This window comes from Pseudomonas sp. RP-B7 (assembly GCF_059803535.1).
This window is the reverse complement of the sequence record NZ_JAPFHC010000020.1, coordinates 75,523-96,948: the sequence shown is the minus strand read 5'-3', so window position 1 is coordinate 96,948 and position 21,426 is coordinate 75,523. Positions and strand designations below refer to the sequence as shown.

The window sequence follows — 21,426 nt, the reverse complement described above, 5'->3', positions numbered from 1 at the left end:
TGCGGTGGATCAGTCAGCATATCTGTGTCTGATACAACGTCTTCGCGAGCAAGCCCGCTCCCACATTAAGCCCGCTTCCACCTGGGACTTACGGTGTTACTAGGCAGCGTTGCGCTCTTTTTTCAGGCTGTCCATATCGATCACAAAGCGGTATTTCACATCACCCTTGAGCATCCGTTCATACGCCTCATTGATACCCTGGATGTCGATCATCTCCACATCCGAGACAATCCCATGCCTGGCACAGAAATCCAGCATGTCCTGGGTCTCTTGGACCCCGCCGATCAACGAGCCCGCCAGGCTGCGGCGCTTGAAGATCAGGTTGAACACCGACGGCGACGGGTGCGGGCTGTCCGGGGCGCCGACCAGGGTCATGGTGCCGTCACGCTTGAGCAGGTTGAGGAAGGCATCGAGGTCGTGGGGCGCGGCGACGGTGTTGAGGATGAAGTCCAGGCTGTTGGCGACCTTGGCCATCTCGTCCGCGTTCTTTGACACCACCACCTGGTCGGCGCCCAGGCGCAGGCCGTCTTCGCGTTTGTTTGGCGAGGTGGTGAACAAGGTCACGTGGGCGCCCATGGCGTGGGCGATCTTTACCGCCATGTGGCCCAGGCCGCCGAGGCCGACCACGCCGACCTTCTTGCCGGGGCCGACCTTCCAGTGGTGCAGCGGCGAATAGGTGGTAATGCCGGCGCACAGCAGCGGCGCCACGGCCGCCAGGTTGGAATCGTCGTGGGAGATGCGCAGCACAAACTTCTCCTTGACCACGATGCTGTCGGAGTAGCCGCCAAACGTGTTTTCGCCACCAAATACCGGGCCGTTGTAGGTGCCGGTGAAGCCGTTCTCGCAGTACTGCTCTTCGCCCTCGGCGCACGACGCGCAGTGTTGGCAGCTGTCGACCATACAACCGACACCGGCGAGGTCGCCGACCTTGAAGTGCTTCACGCCTGCGCCCACCGCCGTGACGCGGCCAACGATTTCATGGCCCGGCACCGACGGGTACAGGGTGTTGTTCCATTCGTTGCGCGCGGTGTGCAGGTCGGAGTGGCAGACGCCGCAATAGAGGATGTCGATCTGCACATCCTCCGCCCCCGGCGCGCGGCGTTCGAAGGTGTAGGGCTTGAGGGCATCCTTGGCGTTCTGCGCGGCGTAGCTGTAAGTCTTGGCCATTTCGTTCACCTGTGTGATCGGACAGTGGAAGTCAGTGGACCAGCATAGACGCTGAACCGTTCAACCGAGCACACCCGTACAAGCCCTTTGTCCGGTTTCACGCAATAGTGAACTACAGTTCTCTTCCCACCCACCCAGGAGTTTTCCATGAGCACATTCGTTGCCAAAGACGGCACCCAGATCTACTTCAAGGATTGGGGCAGCGGCCAGCCCGTGTTGTTCAGCCACGGTTGGCCGCTGGATGCGGACATGTGGGAATACCAGATGGAGTACCTGAGCAGTCGCGGCTACCGCACCATCGCCTTCGACCGCCGTGGCTTTGGCCGCTCGGACCAGCCCTGGACCGGCAATGACTACGACACCTTTGCCGACGACATCGCGCAGTTGATCGAACACCTGGACCTCACAGACGTGACCCTGGTCGGCTTCTCCATGGGCGGCGGCGACGTGTCGCGCTACATCGCCCGCCATGGCAGCGCCCGTGTGGCCGGCCTGGTGCTGCTGGGCGCGGTGACGCCGATCTTCGGCCAGCAAGCGGATTACCCCCAAGGCGTGCCGCTTGATGTATTTGCCGGGTTCAAGGCCGAGTTGCTCAAGGACCGTGCGCAATTCATCAGTGATTTCAACACGCCGTTCTATGGCCTCAACAAGGGCCAGGTAGTCTCCAACGGCGTGCTGACCCAGACCTTGCAGATCGCGCTGATGGCGTCGCTCAAGTCGACCGTGGATTGCGTCACCGCCTTCTCCGAGACCGACTTCCGCCCGGACATGGCCAAGATCGACGTACCGACCCTGGTGATCCACGGTGACGGCGACCAGATCGTGCCGTTCGAAACCACCGGCAAAGTGGCCGCCGAACTGATCAAGGGTGCCGAGCTGAAAGTCTACAAAGACGCGCCCCACGGCTTTGCCGCGACCCACGCCCAGCAGTTGAACGAAGACCTGCTGGCCTTCCTCCAACGCTGAACCTGGGTCAACAGCCTACCTGTGGCGAGGAAGCTTGCTCCCTCGCCACAGGCAATGCGCTAGGTGTTGACTGCTTGGCGTTGGCCCAACGCCAGGCGCCCCGGCCCGCTGATCAGCAACGTGATGAAGATGATCAGCAACAACCAGCCAAACTGCGCCTCGAACAGCGTCCACTCGGGATGCACCACCAGCAACGCGATCAACAGCACCGCAAGAATCGGCAGGCACGCCAGCCGCACCAGCACCCCGGCAATGATCAGCAACGGGCACAGCACCTCGGCAAAAATCGCCAAGGCCAGGGTGATAGGCGCACCGAGGTGGAACGGGTCTTCGATCAGCTTCAACTGCTCGCTGTAGTTGAGCAACTTGGGCAGGCCATGCACCCACAGCAAAAACAACGCCCCGCTGGCCCGCAGGAACAACAGCCCCAGATCCTGATACTTTGATTCGTGCATATGCGCTCCGGTGTGAGTTGACCTTCTGTCGCGGTCGATTCTGTCGACAGGCGCGCGCGCACGCTTGCAAGCCTGTGCTGACCTCACTCCCCCGTGCCGGCAAACGCCGCGACGATTTCATCGATCACCACCCGCACCCGTGCGGTGTGGCGCAGGTCGGCGTGGGTCACCAGCCATACGTCGTAGGGCGTCGGTCGCGTGCGCTGCGGCCACAGGCGCACCAGGCCGTCGCGCTCACCGCTGGCCACCGGGATTTCACCGATGCCGATGCCGGCGGCAATCGACCGGCGCACCAGCAGGCTGGAACTCAAGGCGGCGACAATGCGCCCACGGCCCAGCGGCTCGGACACCAGCGTCAGGTCCTTCTGGTGTTGCAGATAGGGTTGATAGACCACCAGATCGTGGCCGTCGAACAGGCTGCCGGGCTCGGGCACACCGTGACGCTCGACGTAGCCTTGGGAGGCAAACAAGCCCACCGGCCAACGGGCGATGCGCCGGGCGATCAGGTCGGGGTTGTCCGGGCGCGTGTTGCGCACCGCGATGTCGGCTTCCCGCTTGGCCAGGCTGAGGATCTGGGTGGACGCGTCCAATTGCACGCGTACGTCGGGGTGTTTGTCGTGCAAACAGGCAATGGCCGGGATCAGGAAGTCGATGGCCAGGGAGTCGGTGGTGCTGACCCGCACAGTGCCGGTCAGGCGCTCATCCAGGCCCTGGATCTGGCGTTGCAGATCAAGGGCCGAGCGTTCCATTTTTTCCACCGAGAGCAAGGCCGCCTCGCCAACGGCGGTCAGTGCGTAGCCCTCTGAGGTGCGCAGGAACAGCGTCGCGCCCAGGGATTTTTCCAGGGCATTGACGCGCCGGCCAACGGTCGCCTGGTCCACCCCCAGCACCCGCGCCGCCCCGCGCAGCGTGGATTCGCGGCAAACCGCGAGGAATACCCGTGCATCGTCCCAATTCATGCGTTTCTCCAGTGCTGCATATATGCATCAGTATGAAGCTTAATCGCAGCATTATTGCATCGATAATCCTGGCTATGCTGGGCGCCAGAGAAAAATACCCAGGACCGCCCCCATGCATGACCTCCACGCTTGTGCTCGTCGCTCGATCTGGCTGCCGATCTTCGCCGGCCTGTGTGCCAGCCTGGTCAGTATTGGCCTGGCACGTTTCGCCTACACGCCACTGATCCCAAGCCTGATCCAGGCCCACTGGTTCAGCGCCAGCGATGTGGTGTACCTCGGCGCCGCCAACCTAGTGGGCTATTTGATCGGTGCGCTGATCGGCCGGCCCCTCGCCCAACGGACCTCCAACACCACCGCGTTGCGCCTGATGATGGTCGCGGTAACCCTGGCGTTCTTTGCCTGCGGCTTTCCGTTGTCGGTGGCCTGGTTCTTCGGCTGGCGCCTGCTGTCGGGGGTGGCCGGTGGCGCGATCATGGTGCTGGTGGCGGCGACGGTGCTGCCCCATGTCCCGGCAGCGCGGCGGGGCTTGGCAAGCGGTGCGATCTTCCTCGGGATCGGCCTGGGGATTGCCGGTTCAGGCACCCTCGTGCCGCCGCTGTTGCGCCTGGGCCTGCAGCAGACCTGGTTCGGCCTCGGCCTGTTGGCATTGGTGCTGACCGCCGCAAGCTGGTTGGCATGGCCCCACGGCGCGCAGCAGGAACCCGCACCACCGGCACACGCGCCGCTACCCACCCCCGCCGGTGTGTACCTGTTGTTTGCCCAATACGCCTTTATGGCGGCGGGCCTGGTGCCGGCCATGGTGTTCCTGGTGGACTACGTGGCCCGTGGCCTGGGGGATGGCCCGCAGGTCGGCGCGATGATCTGGGTGATGTACGGGCTGGGCTCGATTATCGGGCCGGTCACCTACGGGTACCTGGCTGACAAACTCGGGGCCCGCGCCAGCATTCGCCTGGTCCTGGTGGTGCAGGCGCTGGCCGTCGGGCTATTGCCCTTCGCCAGCTCGTTCACCGCCCTGGCGCTGCTGGCGGTGATCCTTGGCTCGTTCCCACCAGGCATCGTGCCGCTGGCCTTGGCGCGGGTGCATGAATTGCTTCCCGACCATCACCAGCAACAGCTCGCCTGGAGCCGTGCAACGGTGTCGTTCGCGACATTCCAGGCGCTGAGCGGGTTTGCCTATTCAGCCTTGTTCAACAGCAGCGGCGGCGACCATGGGTTGTTGTTCATGATTGCAGCCGGGGCGATCGTGGTCGCGCTGATGCTGGAACTGGGTATGTTGCAACTGAACCGCCGACCGTTCGCTACGGTCCCAACCCATACGCTTACCGCTACAGGACTTGCAAAATGACCCTGCCTACCGACATGACCCTGATTGAAATCACCACGCCCGGCGGCCCCGAAGTGCTCAAGCCACGCCAGGTCCCCGTGCCCACCCCAGGCGCCGGCGAAATCCTGATTCGCGTGCACGCCGCCGGGGTCAACCGCCCCGACGCCTTGCAACGCGCGGGCAAGTACCCGATGAAGCCCGGCATGAGCCTGATTCCCGGCCTGGAAGTGGCGGGTGAAGTGGTGGCACTGGGCGACGGGGTCAGCGCCTTCGCCCTCGGCGACAAGGTTTGCGCCCTGACCAACGGCGGCGGCTATGCGCAATATTGCGCGGTGCCTGCCGGCCAGGCGTTGCCGATTCCCGAGGGCCTGTCGTGGCTTCAAGCCGCCGCGATCCCGGAAACCTTCTTTACCGTGTGGGCCAACCTGTTTGGCATCGGTGGCGCGCACAAGGGTCAGCGCGTGCTGATCCATGGCGGCACCAGCGGCATCGGCACCACCGCGCTGATGTTGTGCCGCGAATTCGGCATCCAGGCATTTGCCACCGCCGGCAGCGCCGAGAAATGTGCGGTCATCCGCGACCTGGGCGCCGAGGCGATCAATTATCGTGAGCAGGACTTCGCCGAAGTGATCGGTGCCCAAGGCGTGAATGTGATCCTCGACATCATGGGCGCCTCGTACCTCAACACCAATCTCAAGGCCTTGAGCATGGATGGCCGCCTGGTGATGCTGGGCTTTCTCGGCGGCACCAAGGCCAATGACGTGGACTTGCTGACCATCCTCGGCAAACGCGCGATTGTGACCGGCTCACTGCTGCGCACGCGGACTGCGGATGAAAAAGCCGCCATCGCCGCACAACTGCGCGAACACGTGTGGCCGGCGCTGTCAGCCGGGCGTTGCCTGCCGATGATCGATCAGGTGTTTGAGTACACCGACGCCGACAAGGCCCATGCGCGGATGGAAGGTGGGGAGCATATCGGCAAGATTGTGTTGCGGGTGATCTGAACCAGCACAAACCCAATGTGAAAAGCAGGCTTGTGTGGGAGCGGGCTTGCTCGCGAAGACGGTGTATCAGAAACAGATACTTTGACTGAACCACCGCTTTCGCGAGCAAGCCCGCTCCCACATTTGATCTCCCACATTTGATTTGCTGTGTATTGAAGGCCGCCGTTTTAACGGTAAGTCGGGTAATCGGTATAGCCCTGCTCCGAACCCCCGTACATGCCTTCGACCCGCAGCGGGTTCAGCGGCCAGCCATTGAACAGGCGTTGCGGCAGGTCCGGGTTGGCAATGAATGGGCGGCCAAACGCGATCAGGTCCGCCAGCCCCGCTTGCACCAGTTTCTCGCCACGCTCGGCGGTATAGCGTCCGGCGTAGATAATGCGGCCGCTGAAGCTGTCACGCAGCGCACGCCGGAAGCTTTCCGGCAATTGAGGTGCGTCGTCCCAATCCGCCTCGGCAATGGAAACGTAGGCGATGCCCGCCGCTTCGAGCATTTTGACGGCTTCGATGTAAGTGTGATGTGGGTCTTCTTCCACCAGGCCGATGTACACGCGGTCCTGGTCGGTGCCACTGAACAACGGCGAAAAACGCACGCCCAGTCGATCCGCCCCGACCGCATCGCTGACCGCCGCGACAATCTCGCGCAGGAAACGCAGGCGGTTATCCAGCGAACCACCGTATTCGTCATCGCGCTGATTGGAATGGGCCGAAATGAACTGGTTGACCAGGTAACCGTTGGCCGAATGAATCTCCACCCCATCGAACCCCGCCGCCATCGCGTTGCGCGCGGCCTCGGCATACAAGCCGACCAGGTCCTTGACCTCTTGCGTATCCAACGCACGCGGTACTGGCGGTTGCACCAGTTCACCAGCGCCCGGCGCGGTTTCGATGAACGCCTTGACCTGTTTCGGCTGGATCGCCGACGGCGCCACCGGAGCTGCGCCGCCTGGCTGCAACGCGTGATGGGAGACGCGCCCCACATGCCACAGCTGAGCAAAGATCACCCCGCCGTCAGCATGCACGGCGTCGGTGACGGTGCGCCAGCCATCGACCTGCGCCGCGTTGTAGATCCCCGGCGTCCACGCATACCCCTGGCCACGGGGCTCGATCTGCGTGCCCTCGCTGACCATGAAGCCGGCCGACGCACGCTGGCGGTAATACTCGGCCATCAAGGCGGTGGCGATGTCACCGGGTTGGGCGCTGCGCTGGCGGGTCAACGGCGGCAGCACAATGCGGTTGCCCAGTGTGTGCCGACCCAGTTGCAGTGGGGTGTTGAGAATATTGTCTGTCATGTGCGGTTTTCCAAATCCTGGACGAGCAAAAGCCTTGGCGACTCCTCGGGAGCCGCCAATCAAAAGGTAATGAATGAACTTACGCGGTGAGTTTCAGCAGCGCCTTGGCCACATCGCTGGAGCTGCCCGGGTTCTGCCCGGTGACCAGCAAACCATCGACGATCACAAAGGATTGCCAGTCGGCGCCCTTCTCGTACTTGCCGCCGAGTTTCTTGAATTCGTCTTCAACCAGGAACGGCACCACATCGGTCAATTCCACCGCGGCTTCTTCCGAGTTGGAGAAGCCGGTGACGCGACGCCCCTTGATCAGCGGCTCACCGTTGACTGCCTTGACGTGACGCAGCACACCCGGTGCGTGGCAGACGAAACCAATCGGCTTGCCGGCGCGTTCGAAGGACTCGATCAGTGCGATCGACACCGGCGACTCCGCCAGGTCCCACAACGGACCGTGGCCGCCTGGGTAGAACACCGTGTCGAAATCGGCGGCGTTGACCGCATCCAGCTTCAACGTATTGGCCAAGGCCTGCTGCGCGGCCGGGTCGGCGGCGAAGCGGTGGGTCTGTTCGGTCTGGAAGTCCGGCAGGTCGCTGACCGGGTCCAGCGGTGGTTGCCCGCCGGCCGGGGATGCCAGCACCACCTCGGCACCGGCGTCCTTGAACGCGTAATAGGGTGCCGCAAACTCTTCGAGCCAAAAGCCGGTCTTGCGGCCGGTGTCTCCCAACTGATCGTGAGAGGTCAAAACCATCAATACTTTCATTGTCGAGTGCCTCGGGATGAGTGTGGGTTGAAGCTTAGGAGCCTGGGTTGCACGGCACAACGTCATATCCGCAAGGTTTTCGGACATGCACGGTGGCGGTTGCCGTTTGCCCGCCGCGCGCGGACAATTCCACCTCCCCTGCCCTTGGAGAGATGCGATGCACAGCGTGGCGCTGCTGGTTTACCCGAATTTTGAGTGCCTGAGCCTCAGTGTCGGCTCGGTGTTCGAGTGCGCGAACCTGCTGCGTGGCGAGCCGGCCTACGAGTTTCACCTGGTGTCGGAGCGAGGCGGCGCGGTGATGACCTCCCAGGGGTTCTCGGTGAACACCACGCCGATCCGCGCCGAAGGCTATGACACGCTGATCGTCGGCGGCTACATGGAGTTCCGCCTGCCGGAGGCCAACCTGCTGGAATTGGTCAAGGCCGCTGCCGTCCAATCGCGGCGTGTTGCATCGCTGTGCATGGGCATTTTCGTGTTGGCCGACGCCGGCCTGCTGGAAGGCAAGCGCACCACCACCCATTGGATTCACGCCCCGGCATTTCGCAAGCGCTACCCGCAGATTCAATTGGAAGAAGACCGCTTGTTCGTGGTCGACGGCCAGATCTGGACCGGTGCCGGCATGAGCGCCGGCGTGGACATGGCCCTGGCCATGGTCGAGAACGACCTGGGCAGCGACCTCGCGCGGCGCATCGCCCGCAAACTGGTGATCGCCCAGCGGCGCGGCAGCGAACAGTCGCAGCTGTCGGCCCTGCTGGAGCTGGACCCCAAGTCAGACCGCGTGCAACTGGCCCTGGCCTATGCCCGCGAAAACCTGACCCATGATCTGTCGGTGGACGCCTTGGCCGATGTCGCACGGCTCAGCCCACGCCAGTTCAGCCGGGTGTTTCGTGAAGAAACCGGCCAGACCCCGGCCAAAGCCATCGAATCGCTGCGGGTGGAAGCCGCGCGGACGCTGATGGAGACCAGCCGCCACCCGGTGGAAGTGGTCGCCCGCGAAACCGGCTTCGGTGATCGCGAACGCATGCGCCAGGCCTTCCTGCGCGCCTTCGGCCAGCCGCCGCAGGCAATGCAGCAAGCGTTTAATGCAGCGCCACCCGCGTGATCAGGTAGTTCACCAACTGCGGTTCGTCATCCAGTTCAAGCAGTTGCACCGGGCGCGGCAGGTTATCCAGCACCGTGCGCCAGAACGCCTGGGACACTTCGTCCTGATCATAAAAACGCACCAGCCAGTTGGATGCGCCACTGCACAGCACCTGGGTGGCGATAGCGCGCCCGATGCCTTTGCGCCGGTAGCGCTTGAGGATAAACAGGTCGGCCAGTTCCAGCGCATCAATGCCGGGCAACTCGCTGCCTTCGATCAGCAGGAAGCCGGCGATAAAACCATCCACCAACAACAGGTTGGCGCTCCACTGCGGGTCTTGCCAGTAGCGCGCCAGGTGTTCGTCATGGATGTAGAAACGGCCGTCCCCTTCGACATCTTCCTGTTCCCAGTCCGACGACTCATAGGCGTAGTACTGGTAGAGATTGCGGATCAGCTCGGCGGCTTCGGGGCCGGTCTGGATCAGTTCGACGGTGGTTTCGGACATGGGGCTCTCGGTGAAAAAATGCAGGGCGCCATTGTTCACAAAACCTTCGCGCAGGCCAATACATTGTCCAACCTTTCTGTTTGCTGAACCGATTGCGGATTTACCCTGCCCTGGCCAAATTCCTGAAACATTTAGAATAGACTTCGCGCAAATCCCCCTTTTCTCAAGGACACGCACCGTGACCAACGTCTGTTCCGCCGGCCTGGATGTGGGCTTTGCCTCCCTGGACTACTTGCAGATCTTCATCCTGGGCGTGATCCAGGGCATTACCGAGCTGCTGCCGGTGTCGTCCACCGCCCACATGCGCGTGGTCCCCGCCCTGCTCGGCTGGCAGGACCCAGGCTCGGCGTTTTCGGCGGCAATGCAGTTGGCGGCGCTGGCGGCGGTGGTCAGCTATTTCTGGCGCGACGTGCGCCAAGTCACCACCGGCAGCATCGGCGCAGTGCGTCGGGGCGACTACAACGACCGCTGGTTCAAGCTGGCCGTGGCGATTGTGCTGGCGACGATTCCCATCGGGATTGCCGGGTTGGCGCTGTCTTCGACCTTGAATGCATGCAACTCGCCGTTGCGTGGGTTGATGGTGATCGGCATTTCCTGCGTGGTCATGGCGGTGCTGCTGGCCGTCGCGGAAGTACGCGCACGCCACACCCGGGAGATGGGTGAGATGCGCCTGCGTGATGCGTTGATCGTCGGCATTGCGCAGATTGGGGCTTTGATTCCGGGGGTGTCGCGCTCGGGTTCCACCCTCACCGCCGCACTGTTCCTCAACTTCAAGCGTGAAGAAGCGGCGCGTTTCTCCTTTCTGCTGGGCCTGCCGGCCATTGCCCTCGCCGGGTTGAAGGAGCTGTGGGTACTGCTGCGCGCCGACTTGCCCGCGCATGCCTGGCCGCATCTGTTGTTTGGCCTGGTGGTGGCGAGCGTCTCGGCGTTTTTTGCGATCTGGGGGCTGATGAAGTTTTTGGAGCGGTTCTCGACCTGGCCGTTTGTGATCTACCGGGCGTTGTTGGGGGTGTTTCTGATTGTGGCCGTGAGCACTGGGCTGTTGAGCTAACCCAATTGCGAAAGCACATGAAATCTAATGTGGGAGCGGGCTTGCTCGCGAAAGCGGTGGATCAGTCAACCTATTCAGCGACTGGCACACCGTCTTCGCGAGCAAGCCCGCTCCCACAAAAGCCCGCTCCCACAGTTGGACTGAGTGGTTTTAGAGGCCGCCGCTTCGCTCGGCCAGTTCTTCCAGCAGGTCAGCCGACGGCACAAAAAACAACCCACCCGTCACCGCCGTACTGAAATCCAGCAAGCGGTCATAGTTGCCTACCGGCCGCCCGACAAACATATTCTCCAGCATCAATTCCAGCGGCTGCGGCGAGCGCGCGTAGCCGATGAAATAGGTGCCGAACTCCCCCGCCCCAGGCCGCCCGAAGGGCATGTTGTCGCGCAGGATCTTCACTTCATTACCGTCCGCGTCGGTAATCACCGTCAGCGCACTGTGGGAGTTGCTCGGCTTGGCCTCATCGTCCAGCTCGATATCCGCCAGCTTGGTGCGCCCGATCACCTTCTCCTGGGCCTCTACCGTCAGGCCGTTCCAGGCGTTCATGTTATGCAGGTACTTTTGCACCAGCACGTAGCTGCCACCGCGAAATTCGCTGTCCTCATCACCGACAAGGGTGAACCCTTCGGCCTTGCGCCCCACCGGGTTCTCGGTGCCGTCGACAAAGCCGATGATGCTGCGCATATCGAAGTAGCGGAAACCCTGGACCTCGTCCACCACCTTGACGCTATCCCCCAGCGCCGCCATCAACTGGGTGGCCAGTTCGAAACACAGGTCCATCTGCTCGGCGCGGATATGCAGCAGGATATCCCCCGGCGTCGCGACGGCCATGCGCCCTTGCACCCCAAACTCGCGAAACGGATGCAGCGCCGCCGGGCGTGGCGCACCGAACAGCCGGTCCCAGGCATCCGAGCCAAACCCGCAGACACAGGTGAGATTGCCGTCCGGCACGCGCTTGCCCACCGAGCGCACCAACCCGGCGATGTCGGCGCACCAGGCGCGCACCGTATCGACATTGCCGGGCGTCAAGGTAGCGACCATGAAAATTGCGCTGCGGGTGATCGGGTGGCACACCGACTGCGGTTCCAGAGGTGGCAAAACAGAGGATGGGGTCATGGTGAACGTCCAGACTAAAGGGCGAGATTAAACTCGCGCAGATTAGCAGATCATTTCTGACAGTTGCGCCACACTTCGCGGATCAACGCTTGCAGCTTCAAGGCCTCGCTCCAGCGATCACTGATCTCGCGACCGTCTGCGCCGGTGATGGCATACGGCGGCGGGCCCAGCTCGCAGGTGAAGGACAGGCTGTGCGGCGTGTCGGGCCGCGCCAGCCAGTCTTCGATCCCGTAGCGCCACCACTCGGTGAAGCGCTGCACCCAGGCTTGGTGCTGGGGAAAGTCCAGCGAAACCTGCACCTGTTCACTGCTCGCCACACGCCCATGAAACCCCCAACTATGGCGCAGGATCGTGCGGATCTGTTCATCGTCTTCCACGGCACCCGGCTCCGGCAGTTCGCGCCCGACCACGTAGTGGGACAGGTCGGCCAGCAGTTGCAAATCCGGCATTTGCGCGAGCAGATCGAGGGTGAAGTGCAGGTCGTTGGTCAGCCGATAACGGTGGGTTTCCAGCAGCACCGGAAAGTCCACCTGCTCGGCCAGGCGCTGCCAGCCTTCGACCAAGCGTGCCGCCTCGGACTGCGTACGCGGGCGCACGTCGGCCTGCAAAGTGAGATGGTGACAGCCGTAGCGGCTGATCACATCCAGTGCGGCGGCCAGGTCATCCACCGATTGCGGGAACAGTTGGCCCTCGATCTGCAAGCCCCTGGCCGCGGCGGCGGCGTGCAGGCGGGCGACATCGGCGGGCTTCCAGTAGTGGTCGGTGATGCCGTCGAAACCCGCAGCTTTGATGCGGTCCAGTTGCACTTCCAGAGGGCCGGGCTCGGTTTGCATCGCCCACAGGGATTGGAATACCAGGAATTGGCGCATCTCAGCCTCGCAGCAACTGTTTGAGGGATACTTCGGGGTCGGCCAGGCTGGCCGTGTCGAGCGCGATACGCGCGCCGATCAGGCGTTCGCAGAGCTTGATGTCCTTGGCCGCGCCGTTGCCGGGCGCCCAACCGCAAGCGCCTTGCATGCGGGACTCGGCGTCCAGGTAGAACAGCAACAGTGCGCCGCCGGGCAATGGCCGAGTGACCACAGTCGGCGTCATCACGCCCACGGTGAGCAAGCCCCAATCGTATTGGTCGGACCAGAAACCGGGCAGCGCATCGAAAGGCAACTGGCGCCCGAGCAGGTTCAACGCAGCATGCCGCCCCTGGGCTTCGGCATTGCGCCAGGTTTCCTGGCGCTGGTACAGGCCGTCGAGGCGGAACTCACACACATCGCCCGCCGCATAGATATGCGCCGCGCTGGTGCGCAACTGCGCATCGACACGAATGCCCTGCCCCACTTCCAGCCCGGCCGCCGCCGCGAGTTCGATGTTCGGCTGCATGCCGATGCCCACCACCACCAGGTCGCACGGCAACAACTGCCCATCGACCAACTGCACGGCATCGGCCTGGATCGATTCCAGTGCCACGTTCAAGCGCACATCCACCCCGTGCTGGCGATGCAACGCCAACAGCGCCGCCGAGATCACCGGCGGCAATACCCGCCCGGCAAGGCGCGGCCCGGCTTCCAGCAGCGTCACCTCGCAGCCCAGGCCACGGGCGGTCGCCGCCACTTCCAGGCCGATAAACCCGCCACCAACCACCACCAGCCGTGTGCCGGGCCGCAGCGCGCTGCGCAAGGCCAAGGCTTCATCGTGGGTGCGCAGGTACAACACGTTGGCCTGTGCCTGGGGCAAACGCCGCGCCCGGCCGCCGGTGGCCAGCAACAGGCCGGCGTAGGCCAGCCACTGGCCGTCGGCGAGTTGCAGGCGCTGTTGCTCGGGCTGCAAATGAGTCACCGGGTTGGCGGCGATATGTTCGATGTTCAACGCGGCCAACCGCTCGCGGTCGCACAGGCTGTAGCCGGCCAGGTCCACGCAGCCTTGCAGCAACCCCTTGGACAGCGGCGGCCGTTCGTAGGGCAGGTGCGGTTCATCGCCGATCAGGATCAGGCGTCCGGTGTAGCCTTCTTCGCGCAGGGTCAGCGCCGCACGGCCGCCGGCATGGCCGGCGCCGACGATAATCAAGGGCGCGTTCATCGTCACACCGTGACGGCGAGCAACACCCGCCCCGCTTCGACCCGTACCGGGTAGGTCTTGAGGTTGACGCACACCGGCGCGCCCATGGCTTTGCCGGTACGGTAATCAAAGCGTCCGTTGTGCTTGGGGCATTCGATCACGTGGTCCATCACCAGGCCGTCGGCGAGGTGGATTTTCTCGTGGGTGCACAGGCCGGCCGTGGCAAAAAATTCATTCTCGGCCGAGCGATACACCGCGTAGGTGTGAGCGCCATGGTCGAAACGCAGCACGTCTTCTTCGTCAATTTCGCCCACGGCGCAGACGTCGATCCATTGATCGTTCATGGTAGTTCCTCGTGGTGAACGAGCTTGTTGTAGTGAGCGCTTGCTCGCGCTGAGCTGCGAAGCGGCCCCAGGATCAGCTATCGGGATTTGTCTGAAAAAACGCGGGGGCGTCATTGGGGCTGCTTCGCAGCCCAGCGCGAGCAAGCTCGCTCACTACAACAGGCGCGCCGGGAATCGGGCGTTGGATGAAGTAGGTGGGGTCGCTGCGTTGCTTCCAGATCGTCGGCAGGATTTCCTTGTAGGCCTCGAAGAGGTTGGCGTACGGCGGCGGGCAGTCACCGCGGATCTCTGCGTGCAGTTGCTCGAGGGCGTGGTACGGCACCATCGGGTACATGTGGTGTTCGAGGTGGTAGTTCATGTCCATGTAGATAAAGCGCAGCACAGGGTTCATGTAGATGGTGCGGCAATTGCTGCGGTGGTCGAGGACATCTTCGGCGAGGCCCACGTGTTGGGTCAGGCCGAACAGGTAGCCGAGCCAGGCACCGTAGATGCTCGGCAAACCGATCAGCATCAGCGGCAACCAGCTGTGCAGGTACAGCGCGGTGCCGATGACCACGGCGTAGATCGCCAGCCAGACACGGGCGGCACGGAATACCTTGGGCCACTCGGACTCAGGAATGAAGTCGGCCTCCTGGGCACTCATCTTGCCGGCGGCGTGACGCGCCACGCCGCTGAAGGTTTTCCAGGCCAGGGGCAGGTTGAACAGGCTCAGGCACATCATCAGAAAGCTCGGCGGGCGCGGCTCGACGATCTCCGGGTCGCGGCCGACGACGATGGTGTCGGTGTGGTGCCGCGCATGGCTCCAGCGCCACACGTGGGGCTCGAAGATGCACATGAAGCTGGCGACCTGGTAGAGCACGTCGTTCATCCAGCGGGTCTTGAACGCGGTGCCGTGGCCGGTCTCGTGCCAACGCGGGTTGGACGCCGTGCCGTAGAGCACGCCATACACCATGAAGAACGGCACGCAGGCCCAGGAGCCCCAGAACCAGTAGCCGCCAAAGCCGCTGGCAAACAGCGCGACGAACCACAGGGCGGTGTCGCGCAAGGCCGGGCCGTCGCGGCGTTGCATCAGTTCTTTCATGCGTTTACGGGAAATCGGTGATTGATACCAACTGGCCGAGACCAGGCCTTTTTCAGCGGCGCGGGCGGCTTCGGGGCCAGTGAGGCTGTAGTCGCGCCGGGCGGTGTGAGCGGTGTGTTCAGGCATTGTTATTGTTCTCCGCAAGCGTGGGGTTCAGGTGCCTTGCCAAACCCACGATAGAGAAGCGCTAAATCGCCCTCAAGGCCTTGAATCCATTCCCTATCAAGCTATCATCCAGGCCCAGCGGGGCTTGATAGTTTTCTATCAAGACGCATCAAGGGCTTGCCATGAACAACCATAAACGCCCAACCATTGCCACCGTGGCCGCCCAGGCGGGCCTCAGCGTGGCCACCGTCGACCGGGTCTTGAATGCGCGTGCGCCGGTCAATCCCGATACCGCCGAGCAGGTGTTCCAGGCGGCCGAAGCCGTAGGCTATTTCGCCGCGCGGCTGATCGGCCAGCGCATTCGCGAACGGCGGCCGACCTACCGTTTCGGTATCCTGCTGCTGGCCACCGCCCAGGCGTTCTACGCCACCCTGGCGCAGTCGATTGCCGAGGCGGCGCAGCAACACGCCGGGGCCAACCTGACCTGCCAGTTCGAGTACATCGTCGAGCGCACACCGAGCGTGATCGCTGCGCAGATCGAACAACTCGCGGTGCAGTGCGACGGCCTCGCCGTGGTCAGCTTCGCCCATCCACTGATCAATGCCACGTTGGCGCAGATCCGCGCCGCCGGCGTGCCGGTGGTGGCGCTGCTGTCGGACATCCACGAACAAGCCCTTGAGCCCTACGTGGGCCAGGACAACCACGTGGTCGGCCGCACCATGGGCTGGTTGCTCGCGCGCACCTGCGGCGCCCGCAAAGGCAGCGTCGGGATCTTGCTCGGCGGCCACCGTTTCCTCGGCCACCAGGCCCGCGTCGAAGGCCTGCACAGCTACCTTGCCGAACACGCGCCGGGGCTCAAGCCGTTGGAGCCGTTGATCAACCTGGACAACTGCGACATCACCGAAGAGGCCACCCTCGACCTGATCACCCGCCACACCGACCTGCGCGGCCTGTGCGTGGTGGGCGGCGGTGGCGACGGCATCATCAGCGCCCTTGCGCAACTGCCCAAGCGCCCGGCGCTGTGCTGCATCTTGCAGGAGTCCACCGAGCTGTCGCGCCAGGCGTTGAGGCAGGGGTTGATCGATGTGGCGATGGACTCGCAACCAAAGCTGACGGCCACGGCGCTGGTGCAATTGATGGTGGAGTTGCAGACCGCCGAGGCGTTCGATCCGGTGCGGCATCGAGTGCACATACCGCCGCAGATTGTCACTTCGGAAAACATCTGCACCTGACACACAGTTTGATCGGTGCGAGGCTCAATGATTGCGAAAATCCGCGGCATTGAGCCCGAACCGGCTCATCTTGTTGTACAGCCCGCCCCGCGACACATTGAGCTGCCGCGCCGCCAGGCGGATGTTGCCGCCGGTGCTCTGCAGCGCGGCGACGATGGCGTGCATCTCGAAGCTGCTCAGTTGCTGGGCAGGTGGCGGCTCGGGCAATCGCATGGGCGTGCGCGGGCGGGTGTCCAGGGGCAAATCAATCGGCTGGATCAACTCGCCCATGGCCAGGTTGGTCGCGCGCTCGATGCTGTTTTCCAGCTCCCGCACATTGCCCGGCCAGCTGTAGGCCGTGAGCAACGCCAGCGCATCCGGCGCAAACCCCTGCACCGATTTACGCAATGAGCGAGCACAGCGCGTGAGGAAATGCCGTGCCAGCAAGGGAATGTCTTCGCGGCGCATGCGCAACGGCGGCACGGTCAGGTTCAACACGTTGAGGCGGTAGTAAAGGTCTTCGCGAAATGCGCCTTCGGCCACCGCCTGGCTGAGGTTGCGGTGGGTCGCGGCGATGATGCGCACGTCGACCTGCCGCGAATTTTTCGCGCCGACACGGGTGACTTCGCCCTCCTGCAATACCCGCAACAGGCTGACTTGGGCATCGAAGGACATGTCGCCAATCTCATCCAGAAAAATCGTGCCGCCATCCGCCAACTCGAACTTGCCCGCCGAACCACCCCTCGTCGCGCCGGTGAATGCCCCTTCGACATGCCCGAACAGTTCGCTTTGCACCAGGTCACGAGGGATCGCGCCGCAGTTGACCGCTACGAACGGGCCGTTGTGGCGCTCGCTCGCGTTGTGGATCGCCTGGGCGAACAGCTCCTTGCCGGTGCCGCTTTCACCGAGGATCAGGGTGGTGGCGTCACTGCGACTGGCGATGCGCCCCAGGTGCAGCGCGTCCTGGATCGCCCGCGAGCTGCCCTGGATGGTGTCGAAGGTGTAGCGGGCCTGGGTGCTGATGATGCGCCGGGTGATTTCGCGGATACGCCGGTTCTCGCGCAGCGACACGATCACCCCGCCCTGCTCCAGCGGGCACACCGAGACCAGGCAGGCGAGCTGGCTGCGGTCGTGCAGGTGGAAGGTGCAGTCGAGGTCGCGCACCGGCTCACCCAGGGAGTCGCTCAATTCACTGCGACCCAGGTGCTGGAACGGGCGGCCGATCAGTTCCAGGCCGACCCCGAACAATTGCCGGGCATAACGGTTGAGCGCCTTGATGCAGCCGCGTTCATCCAGCACCACCAGGCCTTCGTTGAGCACTTCGAGGACGGTTTGCTGTTCTTCCAGCAGCGCTTGCAGGGCCATCTGCCGCGACACGGCTTCGGCCGCCGCTTGCACGGTGCCCAGGGTGTGGAAGTGAAACCAGCCGGGCTCGGCGGTGAGGGTCAGCATGGCCAGGGTCGTGCCTTGGGCATTCTTGATCGGCGCGGCAGCGCAGTGCATGCGCCGCTCGCGCAGGCCGCTGGCGAAATTTTCTTCGGCCAGCACGTACACCAGACGATCCTCGGCCAGGGCCAGGCCGGTGCAGTTGGTGCCTTGCACCGACTCCAGCAGGCGGCTGCCCACCGGGGTGATGTCCAACCCGCAGAAATACAGAGTGGTGCCGTCGGCGTCGGTGAGGTTGATGTGCCCACGCGGGTTGTAGGCCAACAGGCCGTGCATGACTTGCGCGGCGGCGCTGATCAGCACGCGGTGGGCAGCCAATGTGGTGGCCAGGGCGTCGGCGCCGACAAAACGATAGCTGGCGTCCGCCGGGTCGATCCCCGCCGCGACGCTGCGCCGCCACGAATCCCAGATCACCTGCCGTACCGCCGCCGGGCGTTCGCCTTCGCCGCCCTGGCAAGCGCGCCACGCCTGCTCCAGCGCCGCGACGGGGCCATCGTTCAGCGCGGCGGGCCCCAGGGCGGTGAGGTAATCGAGGTCTTGCACGCTGAACGTCATGCTCATGGGGAGGGGTCCGTGTTCATAATTTCGACATGTCAGTATAGGCATGTCATTTAAATCAACACATTTTGTTTATTTGTAATATTTAATCGTTAATTATCAACACGTTACAAATTGGCACAGGCTTTGCTCTTACCTCCTTGCCGATCAGGACCGTCCTGAGGCCAACAATAAAAAAGGGGTAATTGCATGACTACACAGAACATCCGCCTGGGCTTGATCGGTGCCGGCCGCATGGGCAGCTTCCACGGCCTGACCGCCGCACGGCACATCCCCGGCGCCAGCCTGGTGGCGATTGCCGATCCGACGCCGGGCCAAGCCGCCCGCCTCGCCGCCGAGCTAGGCGTGGCCAAGGTCTACACCGACCCGCAACAACTGCTCGACGACCCGGACATCGACGGCGTACTCATCGCCGCCCCCGCCCGCAGCCACGCCGAACTGGTGATCAGCGCCGCCCGCGCCGGCAAGGGAATCTTCTGCGAAAAACCCATGGCCATCACCCTCGATGAAGCCGACCGCGCCATCGCCGCCGCGGCCGATGCCCATGTGCCGTTGCAGGTTGGCTTCAACCGGCGCTTCGCCAAGAGTTTTCGCACCGCCCACCTCGATGTCGTCGCCGGCCGTATCGGCACCCCGCAGCTGCTGCGCTCGCTGACCCGCGACCCGGCGCTGAACAACCCAGCGGCCTCGCCGCAATGGGTGATCTTCCTCGAAACCTTGATCCATGACTTCGACACCCTGCGCTACCTCAACCCTGGCGCCGAAGCCGTGCAAGTGCACGTGATGGCCGACGCGTTGATCGCGCCTGAGTACAAGAGCAAAGGCTTTCTTGACACCGCCGTGGTCACGATCCGCTTCGACAACGGTGCGATTGCCACCGCCGAAGCCAACTTCCAGGCCGTGTATGGCTACGACGTGCGCGGCGAAGTGTTCGGCAGCGCGGGCATGCTGACCATGGGCGGCGTCAACGAGTCCGACCTGGTGCGTTACCTGGCCCAGGGTATCCAGGCCGATACCCAGCGCCTGGACACCGACCTGCTGCGCGACGCCTATATTGCCGAGCTCAACCACTTCGCCGATTGCCTGCGCAGCGGCACCAAACCCCTGGCCAGCGGTGAAGATGCCCGCGCCGCCCTGGCGATTGCGCGGGCGTGTATCGAGTCGTTCCAGCAAGGCCAGGCGGTGGCGGTATGAGCCCGTTCAAACTGGCGATCAGTGCCGAGATGGTGTTTCTCGAACTGCCCTTCATCGAGCGCGTAAAGCGCATCCATGCACTGGGTTTCAGTGCCGAGATCTGGAACTGGACCGACAAGGACATCAGCGCCCTGGCCGCCACCGGCGCCGACTTCACCTCGATGACCGGCTACATCAGCGGCACCCTCACCGACCCCGACGGCATCCGCCGATTGCTCGACAGCGCCCGCGAATCCCTTGGCGTTGCCGAACGTTTGAAGTGCCCGAGCCTCAACCTGCACGGCACCGGCCTGGGTGACGGCGGCCTGCCCGTGCAGCCGGTCAGCCACACCAGCGGGCGCATGTGGTTGAGCGCCTGCAAGACCCTGGAAAAAATCGCCCGCCTGGGCGAAGACGCCGGCCGCGTGTTTCTGCTGGAAAACCTCAACACCGCGGTCGACCACCCCGGCACGCCGTTCGCCCGCGCCGAGGACACCCTGGCGCTGATCGAGGCGGTGGGCAGCCCGCACCTGAAGCTGAACCTGGACCTGTACCACGCGCAGATCGGCGAAGGAAACCTGATCGAGCTGATCCAGCGCGCCGGCAGCGCGATCGGCGAAATCCAGGTCGCCGACGTACCGGGGCGCAAGGAGCCCGGCACTGGTGAAATCCACTACCCTGCGATTGCCAGGGCCTTGCATGCCATGGGCTACCGCGGCGTGGTCGGCCTCGAAGGCTGGGCCAGCGGCGACAGCGAGCTGGCCTTGGAGCGATTCCGCCAAGCGTTCACCCTATAACAATAAAAGGAACCCCCCTATGAACCGCTACTCGTTGATTGTTGCCTCGCTGTTGCTGCTGGTCAGCCCCTGGTCATTCGCCGATTACCGCATCGGCGTGAGCATTGCCCGGGTCGACGACAACTTCATGACCTACGTGCGCAACGGCCTGGAAACGGCCGCCAGGCAACAGGGCGTGCAGATCCAGTTCGAAGACGCCCAGGGTGATGTGGTGCGCCAGCTCAATCAGGTCGAAGGCTTCCTGAACCAGAACGTCGACGCAGTGATTGTGCTGCCGGTGGACACCTCCGCCACCGCCAACATGACCCGCGCCGCCGTGGCCGCCCACAAGCCGCTGGTGTACGTCAACCGCCACCCGGATGAGCGCAGCCTGCCCAAGGGCGTGGTCACCGTGGCCTCCAACGACATCGAGGCCGGGCAGTTGCAGATGCGCTTTCTCGCCGAGAAACTGGGCGGCAAGGGCAATGTGGCGATCATCATGGGCGACCTCGCCCAGAACGCGACCCACGACCGCACCGAAGGTGCCAGGCAGGTGCTCAAGGACTATCCCGGGATTAAGGTGGTGGAGCAGCAGAGCGCCGAATGGCAACGCAACAAGGGCATGGACCTGACCAGCAACTGGCTGCTGGCGGGGACGCAGTTCGATGCGATTGTCGCCAACAACGACGAAATGGCGATCGGCGCCGGGATGGCGTTGCAGCAGGCGGGGAAAGCCAAGGGCGAAGTGGCGATTGTGGGGATCGATGGCTTGCCGGATGGCTTGGCGGCGGTGAAGCGTGGGTTGTTGGCGGCGTCAGTGTTCCAGGACCCAAAAGCCCAGGCAGCCAAAGCCGTGGAGTCGGCGATCAGGATGATCAAGGGTGAAGCGATTGAGTCAGAGGTGTGGGTGCCGTTTGAGCTGATCAAGCCCGAGCAGGTCGCGATCTACGAGCAACGCTACCAATAGATTGATATGTGCAGATCCAACTGTGGGAGCGGGCTTGTGTGGGAG

General features: G+C 63.6%; 21 protein-coding genes. 9 read left to right on the top strand and 12 right to left on the bottom strand.

All coding sequences use genetic code 11. The features are described 5' to 3' along the window. Window positions 1-99 precede the first annotated feature (99 nt). Window positions 100-1,167 carry an NAD(P)-dependent alcohol dehydrogenase gene (locus OPU96_RS18720; RefSeq protein ID WP_498559498.1) on the bottom strand — a complete coding sequence of 356 codons (1,068 nt, stop codon included), beginning with the start codon at window positions 1,165-1,167 and terminating at the stop codon, window positions 100-102. A gap of 147 nt (window positions 1,168-1,314) precedes the next feature. Between OPU96_RS18720 and OPU96_RS18715 the strand changes: the two genes are divergently transcribed. Then, on the top strand, window positions 1,315-2,133 hold the full coding sequence (locus tag OPU96_RS18715; protein WP_192300930.1) for an alpha/beta fold hydrolase: 819 nt from the start codon (window positions 1,315-1,317) through the stop codon (window positions 2,131-2,133). A gap of 59 nt (window positions 2,134-2,192) precedes the next feature. On the opposite strand, the gene OPU96_RS18710 is transcribed toward OPU96_RS18715, so the two are convergent. Next, on the bottom strand, window positions 2,193-2,588 hold the full coding sequence (locus OPU96_RS18710; RefSeq protein WP_226457378.1) for a DoxX family protein: 396 nt from the start codon (window positions 2,586-2,588) through the stop codon (window positions 2,193-2,195). A gap of 83 nt (window positions 2,589-2,671) precedes the next feature. Then, window positions 2,672-3,547, bottom strand: a complete 876-nt coding sequence (locus OPU96_RS18705) for a LysR family transcriptional regulator (RefSeq protein WP_192300928.1) — start codon at window positions 3,545-3,547, stop codon at window positions 2,672-2,674. A gap of 112 nt (window positions 3,548-3,659) precedes the next feature. On the opposite strand from OPU96_RS18705, the gene OPU96_RS18700 reads away from it, so the two are divergent. Together OPU96_RS18700 and OPU96_RS18695 are read left to right on the top strand one after the other, a co-directional pair. Beyond that, window positions 3,660-4,892, top strand: a complete 1,233-nt coding sequence (locus OPU96_RS18700) for a YbfB/YjiJ family MFS transporter (RefSeq protein ID WP_498559497.1) — start codon at window positions 3,660-3,662, stop codon at window positions 4,890-4,892. Beyond that, window positions 4,889-5,875 carry an NAD(P)H-quinone oxidoreductase gene (locus OPU96_RS18695; RefSeq protein WP_305392449.1) on the top strand — a complete coding sequence of 329 codons (987 nt, stop codon included), beginning with the start codon at window positions 4,889-4,891 and terminating at the stop codon, window positions 5,873-5,875. The genes OPU96_RS18700 and OPU96_RS18695 overlap by 4 nt, the downstream gene beginning before the upstream one ends. A 167-nt stretch (window positions 5,876-6,042) precedes the next feature. Here OPU96_RS18695 and OPU96_RS18690 read toward each other — a convergent pair whose 3' ends face one another. Continuing rightward, complete coding sequence (locus tag OPU96_RS18690) at window positions 6,043-7,164, bottom strand: alkene reductase (protein WP_498559496.1); 1,122 nt, start codon at window positions 7,162-7,164, stop codon at window positions 6,043-6,045. Window positions 7,165-7,243: 79 nt separating this feature from the next. Then, window positions 7,244-7,921 carry a type 1 glutamine amidotransferase domain-containing protein gene (locus tag OPU96_RS18685; RefSeq protein ID WP_226457374.1) on the bottom strand — a complete coding sequence of 226 codons (678 nt, stop codon included), beginning with the start codon at window positions 7,919-7,921 and terminating at the stop codon, window positions 7,244-7,246. A 157-nt stretch (window positions 7,922-8,078) separates the two neighbouring features. On the opposite strand from OPU96_RS18685, the gene OPU96_RS18680 reads away from it, so the two are divergent. Next, entirely contained in the window at window positions 8,079-9,023 is a 945-nt protein-coding gene (locus tag OPU96_RS18680) for a GlxA family transcriptional regulator (protein ID WP_192300923.1), read from the top strand. Here the strand turns inward: OPU96_RS18680 and OPU96_RS18675 are convergent. Beyond that, window positions 9,001-9,507 (bottom strand): GNAT family N-acetyltransferase, encoded by a 507-nt coding sequence (locus OPU96_RS18675; protein WP_192300922.1) that lies wholly within the window; start codon window positions 9,505-9,507, stop codon window positions 9,001-9,003. The two genes, OPU96_RS18680 and OPU96_RS18675, sit on opposite strands and share 23 nt — an antisense overlap. 178 nt (window positions 9,508-9,685) lie before the next feature. Here OPU96_RS18675 and OPU96_RS18670 point away from each other — a divergent pair, with 178 nt between their 5' ends. Continuing rightward, window positions 9,686-10,558 (top strand): undecaprenyl-diphosphate phosphatase, encoded by an 873-nt coding sequence (locus OPU96_RS18670; protein WP_226457372.1) that lies wholly within the window; start codon window positions 9,686-9,688, stop codon window positions 10,556-10,558. Window positions 10,559-10,708: 150 nt separating this feature from the next. Here OPU96_RS18670 and OPU96_RS18665 read toward each other — a convergent pair whose 3' ends face one another. The 5 genes from OPU96_RS18665 to OPU96_RS18645 form a co-directional block, all read right to left on the bottom strand. Continuing rightward, window positions 10,709-11,671, bottom strand: a complete 963-nt coding sequence (locus OPU96_RS18665; protein WP_498559495.1) for a Dyp-type peroxidase — start codon at window positions 11,669-11,671, stop codon at window positions 10,709-10,711. Window positions 11,672-11,721: 50 nt separating this feature from the next. Further along, window positions 11,722-12,540: a sugar phosphate isomerase/epimerase family protein gene (locus OPU96_RS18660; protein WP_226457370.1), complete on the bottom strand. Its 819-nt coding sequence runs from the start codon at window positions 12,538-12,540 to the stop codon at window positions 11,722-11,724. A gap of 1 nt (window position 12,541) precedes the next feature. Next, the gene (locus OPU96_RS18655; RefSeq protein ID WP_498559494.1) at window positions 12,542-13,741 is read right to left on the bottom strand and encodes an NAD(P)/FAD-dependent oxidoreductase; all 1,200 of its coding nucleotides are present in this window, start codon (window positions 13,739-13,741) and stop codon (window positions 12,542-12,544) included. A 2-nt stretch (window positions 13,742-13,743) separates the two neighbouring features. Continuing rightward, complete coding sequence (locus OPU96_RS18650) at window positions 13,744-14,064, bottom strand: MocE family 2Fe-2S type ferredoxin (RefSeq protein ID WP_017735293.1); 321 nt, start codon at window positions 14,062-14,064, stop codon at window positions 13,744-13,746. Window positions 14,065-14,137: 73 nt separating this feature from the next. Next, a complete protein-coding gene (locus OPU96_RS18645) occupies window positions 14,138-15,271 on the bottom strand; it encodes a fatty acid desaturase family protein (protein ID WP_225595723.1) in 1,134 nt (377 codons plus the stop codon). A 161-nt stretch (window positions 15,272-15,432) separates the two neighbouring features. Here OPU96_RS18645 and OPU96_RS18640 point away from each other — a divergent pair, with 161 nt between their 5' ends. Beyond that, on the top strand, window positions 15,433-16,482 hold the full coding sequence (locus tag OPU96_RS18640; protein ID WP_226457367.1) for a LacI family DNA-binding transcriptional regulator: 1,050 nt from the start codon (window positions 15,433-15,435) through the stop codon (window positions 16,480-16,482). Window positions 16,483-16,506: 24 nt separating this feature from the next. Here OPU96_RS18640 and OPU96_RS18635 read toward each other — a convergent pair whose 3' ends face one another. Further along, window positions 16,507-18,468 carry a sigma-54 interaction domain-containing protein gene (locus OPU96_RS18635; protein ID WP_498559493.1) on the bottom strand — a complete coding sequence of 654 codons (1,962 nt, stop codon included), beginning with the start codon at window positions 18,466-18,468 and terminating at the stop codon, window positions 16,507-16,509. 186 nt (window positions 18,469-18,654) lie between these two features. Here OPU96_RS18635 and OPU96_RS18630 point away from each other — a divergent pair, with 186 nt between their 5' ends. From OPU96_RS18630 to OPU96_RS18620, 3 genes are read left to right on the top strand one after another with little or no spacing between them, the layout of a single operon-like run. Then, entirely contained in the window at window positions 18,655-19,659 is a 1,005-nt protein-coding gene (locus OPU96_RS18630) for a Gfo/Idh/MocA family oxidoreductase (protein WP_498559492.1), read from the top strand. Further along, window positions 19,656-20,435: a TIM barrel protein gene (locus OPU96_RS18625; RefSeq protein ID WP_192300914.1), complete on the top strand. Its 780-nt coding sequence runs from the start codon at window positions 19,656-19,658 to the stop codon at window positions 20,433-20,435. The genes OPU96_RS18630 and OPU96_RS18625 overlap by 4 nt, the downstream gene beginning before the upstream one ends. A gap of 19 nt (window positions 20,436-20,454) precedes the next feature. Further along, complete coding sequence (locus OPU96_RS18620) at window positions 20,455-21,381, top strand: sugar ABC transporter substrate-binding protein (RefSeq protein ID WP_192300913.1); 927 nt, start codon at window positions 20,455-20,457, stop codon at window positions 21,379-21,381. The last annotated feature ends 45 nt before the right edge of the window (window positions 21,382-21,426 follow it).

Bases quoted from the DNA above. Each gene is read 5' to 3' on its own strand.
- OPU96_RS18720 (WP_498559498.1), bottom strand. From the start codon at position 1,167: ATGGCCAAGACTTACAGCTACGCCGCGCAGAACGCCAAGGATGCCCTC.
- OPU96_RS18715 (WP_192300930.1), top strand. From the start codon at position 1,315: ATGAGCACATTCGTTGCCAAAGACGGCACCCAGATCTACTTCAAGGAT.
- OPU96_RS18710 (WP_226457378.1), bottom strand. From the start codon at position 2,588: ATGCACGAATCAAAGTATCAGGATCTGGGGCTGTTGTTCCTGCGGGCC.
- OPU96_RS18705 (WP_192300928.1), bottom strand. From the start codon at position 3,547: ATGAATTGGGACGATGCACGGGTATTCCTCGCGGTTTGCCGCGAATCC.
- OPU96_RS18700 (WP_498559497.1), top strand. From the start codon at position 3,660: ATGCATGACCTCCACGCTTGTGCTCGTCGCTCGATCTGGCTGCCGATC.
- OPU96_RS18695 (WP_305392449.1), top strand. From the start codon at position 4,889: ATGACCCTGCCTACCGACATGACCCTGATTGAAATCACCACGCCCGGC.
- OPU96_RS18690 (WP_498559496.1), bottom strand. From the start codon at position 7,164: ATGACAGACAATATTCTCAACACCCCACTGCAACTGGGTCGGCACACA.
- OPU96_RS18685 (WP_226457374.1), bottom strand. From the start codon at position 7,921: ATGAAAGTATTGATGGTTTTGACCTCTCACGATCAGTTGGGAGACACC.
- OPU96_RS18680 (WP_192300923.1), top strand. From the start codon at position 8,079: ATGCACAGCGTGGCGCTGCTGGTTTACCCGAATTTTGAGTGCCTGAGC.
- OPU96_RS18675 (WP_192300922.1), bottom strand. From the start codon at position 9,507: ATGTCCGAAACCACCGTCGAACTGATCCAGACCGGCCCCGAAGCCGCC.
- OPU96_RS18665 (WP_498559495.1), bottom strand. From the start codon at position 11,671: ATGACCCCATCCTCTGTTTTGCCACCTCTGGAACCGCAGTCGGTGTGC.
- OPU96_RS18660 (WP_226457370.1), bottom strand. From the start codon at position 12,540: ATGCGCCAATTCCTGGTATTCCAATCCCTGTGGGCGATGCAAACCGAG.
- OPU96_RS18655 (WP_498559494.1), bottom strand. From the start codon at position 13,741: ATGAACGCGCCCTTGATTATCGTCGGCGCCGGCCATGCCGGCGGCCGT.
- OPU96_RS18650 (WP_017735293.1), bottom strand. From the start codon at position 14,064: ATGAACGATCAATGGATCGACGTCTGCGCCGTGGGCGAAATTGACGAA.
- OPU96_RS18645 (WP_225595723.1), bottom strand. From the start codon at position 15,271: ATGCCTGAACACACCGCTCACACCGCCCGGCGCGACTACAGCCTCACT.
- OPU96_RS18640 (WP_226457367.1), top strand. From the start codon at position 15,433: ATGAACAACCATAAACGCCCAACCATTGCCACCGTGGCCGCCCAGGCG.
- OPU96_RS18635 (WP_498559493.1), bottom strand. From the start codon at position 18,468: ATGAGCATGACGTTCAGCGTGCAAGACCTCGATTACCTCACCGCCCTG.
- OPU96_RS18630 (WP_498559492.1), top strand. From the start codon at position 18,655: ATGACTACACAGAACATCCGCCTGGGCTTGATCGGTGCCGGCCGCATG.
- OPU96_RS18625 (WP_192300914.1), top strand. From the start codon at position 19,656: ATGAGCCCGTTCAAACTGGCGATCAGTGCCGAGATGGTGTTTCTCGAA.
- OPU96_RS18620 (WP_192300913.1), top strand. From the start codon at position 20,455: ATGAACCGCTACTCGTTGATTGTTGCCTCGCTGTTGCTGCTGGTCAGC.